The sequence below is a fragment of the uncultured Phyllobacterium sp. genome, from assembly GCF_902479695.1.
Lineage (GTDB): Bacteria > Pseudomonadota > Alphaproteobacteria > Rhizobiales > Rhizobiaceae > Phyllobacterium > Phyllobacterium calauticae.
This window is the reverse complement of the sequence record NZ_CABSQF010000056.1, coordinates 20921-27072: the sequence shown is the minus strand read 5'-3', so window position 1 is coordinate 27072 and position 6152 is coordinate 20921. Positions and strand designations below refer to the sequence as shown.

At 61.4% G+C, this 6152-nt stretch carries 4 protein-coding genes; 2 read left to right on the top strand and 2 right to left on the bottom strand.

All coding sequences use genetic code 11. The features are described from left to right. Positions 1–201 precede the first annotated feature (201 nt). Together RDL77_RS22240 and ppx are read left to right on the top strand one after the other, a co-directional pair. On the top strand, positions 202–2403 hold the full coding sequence (locus tag RDL77_RS22240) for an RNA degradosome polyphosphate kinase (protein ID WP_374042780.1): 2202 nt from the start codon (positions 202–204) through the stop codon (positions 2401–2403). Continuing rightward, complete coding sequence (gene ppx, locus RDL77_RS22235) at positions 2400–3911, top strand: exopolyphosphatase (protein WP_288194738.1); 1512 nt, start codon at positions 2400–2402, stop codon at positions 3909–3911. The genes RDL77_RS22240 and ppx overlap by 4 nt, the downstream gene beginning before the upstream one ends. Positions 3912–3921: 10 nt before the next feature. Here the strand turns inward: ppx and RDL77_RS22230 are convergent, their stop codons facing one another. Both RDL77_RS22230 and rnd read right to left on the bottom strand, forming a co-directional pair. Continuing rightward, positions 3922–4824 (bottom strand): DMT family transporter, encoded by a 903-nt coding sequence (locus tag RDL77_RS22230; RefSeq protein WP_223615772.1) that lies wholly within the window; start codon positions 4822–4824, stop codon positions 3922–3924. Positions 4825–4920: 96 nt separating this feature from the next. Next, complete coding sequence (rnd, locus tag RDL77_RS22225; protein ID WP_223615704.1) at positions 4921–6078, bottom strand: ribonuclease D; 1158 nt, start codon at positions 6076–6078, stop codon at positions 4921–4923. Positions 6079–6152 lie beyond the last annotated feature (74 nt).

The window sequence follows — 6152 nt, the reverse complement described above, 5'->3', positions numbered from 1 at the left end:
GGTATGGGGGCGGGTCTACCGCGGGGTCCCGGAAAAGAAATACAGGGAGAAAGGTTTTGTGTCGGGTGTAAGCTGCCGCGTGCGTTTTTTTCGGGGGGGGAGGGGGGATGGGCCCGCGTTTTATAAAAACCCTCAAAGAGACTTAACTAATGGGGCTGGTGATCCCTTTTTTGCCGGACCTATTCAAAGGGGAAAAGGAAAATGAACGACCAGCCCCCCGCCATAACGAATGCAGTCGAAGCCATCGGTCTGCCGGATCTGCACACCAGTGTCGACCGTTTCGTCAATCGCGAGTTCTCCTGGCTGCAGTTCAACCGCCGCGTGCTGGAAGAAGCCCACAATGTGCACCAGCCGCTGCTGGAGCGCCTGCGCTTCCTGTCCATCTCCGCCGCCAATCTCGACGAATTCTTCATGGTGCGCATTGCCGGTCTCGCCGGGCAGGTGCGTGCCGGGGTAGCCAATCGCAGCCCGGACGGGCGCACGCCGCAGGAGCAGCTGGAATTCGTGCTCGATGAGGTCGGCAAGCTGCAGGCCGCCCAGCAGCTGCGCCTGAACGAACTGCGCGTCGAGATGCTGGCCGAAAATATTGAAATCGTCCGCCCGGACAAGCTGACCAAAAGCGAGCGCCTCTGGCTCGAGGATCACTTCCTCGAAACCATCTATCCCGTCCTGACCCCGCTTTCCATCGATCCGGCACATCCGTTCCCGTTCATTCCCAATCTCGGTTTCACCATCGCCATGTTGTTGAGCCGCAGCATCGACAACCGTCCGATGACGGCGCTGTTGCGCCTGCCGCAGGCGTTGAAACGTTTCATCCAGATTCCCGACGATGCCGGCCGTTTCCGCTTCCTGACGCTTGAGGATGCCATCAGCCTGTTCACCGGGCGACTGTTCCCGGGCTACGAGGTGAAGGGCGCCGGTACATTCCGCATCATCCGCGACAGCGATATCGAGGTGGAGGAAGAGGCCGAGGATCTGGTGCGCCTGTTCGAAAGCGCGCTGAAGCGCCGCCGCCGCGGCCAGGTGATCCGCATCGAGTTCGATGATGAAATGCCGGAATCGCTGCGTGCTTTCGTGGCGACGGAACTCGGTGTTCCCGACAACCGCATCAGCGTGCTCGAAGGCCTTCTGGCGCTCAACACCATCTCCGAAATCGTCGGCATTCCGCGCGCCGACCTGAAATTCGTGCCCTACAACCCGCGCTTCCCCGAGCGGGTGCGCGAGCATGGCGGCGATTGCTTTGCCGCGATCCGCGAAAAGGACATCGTGGTGCACCACCCCTACGAATCCTTCGACGTCGTCGTGCAGTTCCTGCGCCAGGCGGCGGCGGATCCGGAAGTGGTTGCCATCAAGCAGACGCTCTACCGCACCTCCAATGACAGCCCCATCGTGCGCGCACTGATCGACGCCGCCGATGCCGGCAAATCGGTGACGGCGCTGGTCGAGCTCAAGGCGCGCTTCGACGAAGAAGCCAATATCCGCTGGGCGCGCGATCTGGAACGCGCCGGCGTTCAGGTCGTCTTCGGCTTCATCGAGCTGAAGACCCACGCGAAAATGTCGCTGGTCGTGCGCCGCGAGGAACAGAAGCTGCGCAGCTACGTGCATCTCGGCACAGGCAATTACCACCCGATCACCGCCAAGATCTATACGGATCTGTCGTTTTTCACCTGCGAACCGTCCATCGGCCGCGACGTAGCCCAGATATTCAACTTCATCACCGGCTATACCCAGCCATCCGGCGAGATGGGCATTGCCGTGTCGCCGACCACCCTGCGCCCGCGCATTCTCCAGCACATCGCCGAAGAAATCGAGCACGCCAAGGCCGGCCGTCCGGCGGCAATCTGGATGAAGATGAATTCGCTGGTCGATCCGCAGATCATCGATGCGCTCTACAATGCCAGCACGCACGGCGTCGACATCGACCTCATCGTGCGCGGCATCTGCTGCCTGCGCCCGCAGGTTCCGGGCCTGTCCGACACGATCCGGGCAAAATCCATCGTCGGCCGCTTTCTCGAGCACAGCCGTATTTTCTGCTTCGGCAACGGTGCGGGACTGCCGTCGGAAAAGGCGCTCGTCTATATCGGTTCAGCCGATATGATGACCCGCAACCTCGACCGCCGCGTCGAAACACTGGTTCCGATCACCAATCCAACTGTGCATCAACAGCTTCTTTCACAGATTATGCTGGCAAACCTTCTCGACAACCAGCAGAGTTACGAGTTACTAGCAGACGGTACATCGCGCCGGATTGTTCCGGTGGATGGAGAAGATGCTTTTAACGCGCAGGAATATTTCATGACAAATCCCAGCCTGTCCGGCCGCGGCAAGTCGCTGAAGTCTTCAGCACCACGCTTGATCGCTCACCGCAAGCGATCCAAAGCAGCGAAAAACAAGACTGCATGATATCCGCAGCGCAGGGGCGTGTGCAAGGACGCCATCCGGCCGGTGTCATCGACATCGGCTCGAACTCTGTACGTCTGGTCGTCTATGAGGGGGTTACCCGTTCGCCGACCGTCCTTTTCAACGAAAAGATTCTCTGCGGCCTTGGCAAAGGCCTGGTAAAAACCGGCAAGCTGAATGAAAAGGCCGTGCAAAGCGCCTTGCGGGCGCTGCGCCGGTTCCGCGCCCTGGCTGATCAGGCGGGCGCCCGCTCGCTGGATGTGCTGGCGACGGCGGCAGCGCGCGAAGCCGAAAACGGTCCCGATTTCATCGCCCAGGCCGAAATCGTTCTGGGAGAACCGATCAAGGTTCTGTCCGGCCGGGAAGAGGCCTATTATTCCGCGCTGGGGATCATCTCCGGCTTTCATGATCCCGATGGTATCGCAGGCGATCTGGGCGGCGGCAGTCTCGAACTGGTCGACGTCAAGGGCCGCACCATCGGCGACGGCATCACCCTGCCGCTGGGCGGCCTGCGTCTGCAGGATATGTCGAACGGCGATCTTTCCGCCGCGTCCGATATCGCGAAGAAGACGCTGGAATCGGCCAAGCTTTTGGCCAAGGGCAAGGGCCGGGCGTTCTACGCCGTGGGCGGCACGTGGCGAAACCTCGCCAAGCTGCACATGAGTGCCGAGCACTATCCGCTGCACGTCATGCACCACTATGAAATTCCCTTCGAGGAAGCACAGCGCTTTCTCAAGCGCGTCGCGGACGGCAATACGAAAAATGCGGCGGGAGGCGAGGATCTCTCGAGAAACCGCCGTGCCCTTTTGTCCTACGGCGCCATCGCCCTGCTTGAGACCATCCGCAAGATGCGTCCGTCAAAGATTGTCTTTTCGGCCCTTGGCGTGCGGGAAGGGTTTCTGTTCTCGCTGCTGTCGGAATCCGAGCAGCTGGAAGACCCGCTGATTGCCGCAGCCGATGAACTGGCCGTGCTGCGCGCCCGCTCGCCCGCCTATGCGCGCGAGCTGGCGGAGTGGAGCGGCGATGCCTTTGCCGCGCTTGGCTATGACGAGACGGAGGACGAGAAGCGCTATCGCCGCGCGGCCTGCCTGATCGCCGATATCAGCTGGCGTGCCCACCCCGATTATCGCGGTTCGCAGGCGCTGAACATGATCTCCAACGCCGCTTTTGTCGGCATTGATCATCCGGGCCGGGCCTATATCGCGCTTGCCAATTTCTTCCGCCATGAGGGCATTGCCAACAGCGCGGCGGACCCGGAACTGGCGGCGCTCGCTACGCCGCGGCTGCTGGAATATTCGAAGATACTGGCGGCGATCATGCGGATTGTTTATCCGTTTTCCGCATCGATGGCGGGGGTGGTTCCCAACCTCTCGTGGAAACAGGCGTCTGACGGCATCTATCTCGAAGTGGCGGCCAGGAATGCCGACCTGATCGGCGATGTGCCGGAAGGCCGCTTGCAGCAATTGGCGAAACTGACGGGCAAGCCGCTGAAAATGGCCATCGGCAAATAAGTGCCGGTGCTCAGGCGGCGATGGCCGCCTTCTTGCGTCCGGGCAGGGTCATCGCCGCGACACCGGCAATCACGCAGATCAGGCCGATCCATGCGGTCGATGCCAGGCTTTCGCCGAGAAACAGCACGCCGATGCCGACGCCGATCGGTACGCGCAGATAGGCCTGCGACGTCGTGCCGACCGTGCCCAGCGTATTGATCAGCCGGAAATAGATCACGAAGGCGAGGGCGGTGGAGAACACGGCAAGGCCGAGCAGCGCGAGGAGCGAGTGGGCAGAGGGCGCCAGTGTCCATGGCCGGTCGACCACGAGGCTGACCGGGATGAGGATGACGGCGCCGCAGAGCATCGAGCCAGCGGCGGGCATCATCGGATCGAGATTTTTGAAACCCTTGCCGAAGATGGCGGCCGCCGCATAGGAAATCGTTGCCGCAACGATGGCAAGCTGCGCCACCAGTTCCTTGCCGATGCCGTTGAATGCCTCGAGCCCGATGATCAGGGAAATGCCGATGACACCGGCCGCCACGCCGAAGACTTTTCGCGTGGTCACGGCTTCGTGGCGGGTGATCAGGACCGTCAGCAGAAAGGCGAAGATCGGCGTTGTCGAATTGAGAATGGTGGCAAGACCGGCATTGACGGTCAATTCTGCCCAGGCGATCAAGGTGAAGGGGATCACGCTGTTGATGCAGGCCTGGATGAGAAAGCGTTTCCAGATCGCCGGATCGCGCGGCAGGGCAAGGCCGCGCAGCTTGATGATGGCCAGCAGCAATCCGCCGGCGATCAGCGTGCGGGCGGCGATGAATGTGACCGGCGGGATCGTCTCGACCCCGACCCGGATGAAGGTGTAGGAGGCGCCCCACAGCGTGGCAAGAATGGCGAGAAGCGCCAGTTCTTTGGCCAGAGACGGGGTTTGCACGGGGGTAGCAGACATCATTGCCTCACATCAGCATGGTTTCAACGGGCCGATGCTAGCCAGTTTTGGCGGGCCGGTACTTCGGTGGAGGCCGAAGTATCAGTCCGTGCAGGGCACGGCCCGGATCCGCTTGTTCTCGAACTTCAGGCACAACTCGCCATTGATCAGCTGCAGCGCCTTTTCACCAAAAACCTCGCGGCGCCAGCCCTGCAGGGCCGGAATATCATCCGCATCGCCTTCCGCGGCAATCCGGTCGATCTCGTCTGACGTCGCGACAACCTTGGCGGCAACGCCGTGTTCTTCCGTCACCAGACGCAGCAGAACCTTCAGCAGTTCGGCCGCTGCTCCTGCACCTTCCGGCGACTGCACGGATTTCGGCAGGCGCGGCATGTCTTCCTTCGGCAGGTCCAGCGCGATGTTGACGGCATTGAGCAGCCCCGTGGCGATGCTGGAGCGCTCCCAGCCCTTGGGGATGGTGCGCAGCCGGCCCATCGCTTCCACATCACGCGGCTGCTGCTGGGCGATCTCGTAAATGGCGTCGTCCTTGAGCACGCGGCCGCGCGGCACGTTGCGTTCGCGCGCTTCGCGTTCCCGCCACGCTGCAACACTGCGCAGCACGGCGAGCTCCTGCGGCTTGCGCAGGCGCATCTTCAGGCGCTTCCACGCATCGTCGGGATGCATGTCATAGGTCTCGCGCGCCGTCAGCACCTTCATCTCGTCGAGCACCCAGTCGGTGCGGCCTTCTTCCTCGAGCTTTGCTTTGAGGTGCAGATAGATGTCGCGCAGATGGGTGACATCGGCCAGCGCATAGTCGAGCTGCTTGTCGGAGAGCGGGCGGCGGCGCCAGTCGGTGAAGCGCGAGGACTTGTCGATCTGCGCGCCATTCACCCGCTGCACCAGCTGGTCATAGGCAATGGCATCGCCGAAGCCGCAGACCATTGCCGCCACCTGCGTGTCGAAGACCGGATGGGGGATCAGATTGCCGAGATGGAAAACGATCTCGATATCCTGCCGTGCCGCGTGGAACACCTTGACGATGGTCTCATCCGCCATCAGCCGGAAAAACGGCGCAAGATCGAGGCCCGGGGCGAGGGCATCGACAATGGCAGTATGATCAGGGGATGCGAGCTGGATAACGCAAAGCTCCGGCCAGAACGTGGTCTCCCGGATGAACTCCGTGTCGACTGTTACGAAATCGGATTGCGAAAGGGCGGCTACAGCCTGGTCAAGCTGATCTGTGGTTGTAATCATGGTCATGAAATTTCTATAGCGAATGGAAATGCATTTGTCTCGCCTGTCCGAGTTTCTTCGCTGCTTGTCGCGTCTATATG

What these genes read in the sequence shown, in the direction of transcription:
- rnd (WP_223615704.1), bottom strand. Translation starts at nt 6,078, where the DNA reads ATGACCATGATTACAACCACAGATCAGCTTGACCAGGCTGTAGCCGCC.
- RDL77_RS22240 (WP_374042780.1), top strand. Translation starts at nt 202, where the DNA reads ATGAACGACCAGCCCCCCGCCATAACGAATGCAGTCGAAGCCATCGGT.
- ppx (WP_288194738.1), top strand. Translation starts at nt 2,400, where the DNA reads ATGATATCCGCAGCGCAGGGGCGTGTGCAAGGACGCCATCCGGCCGGT.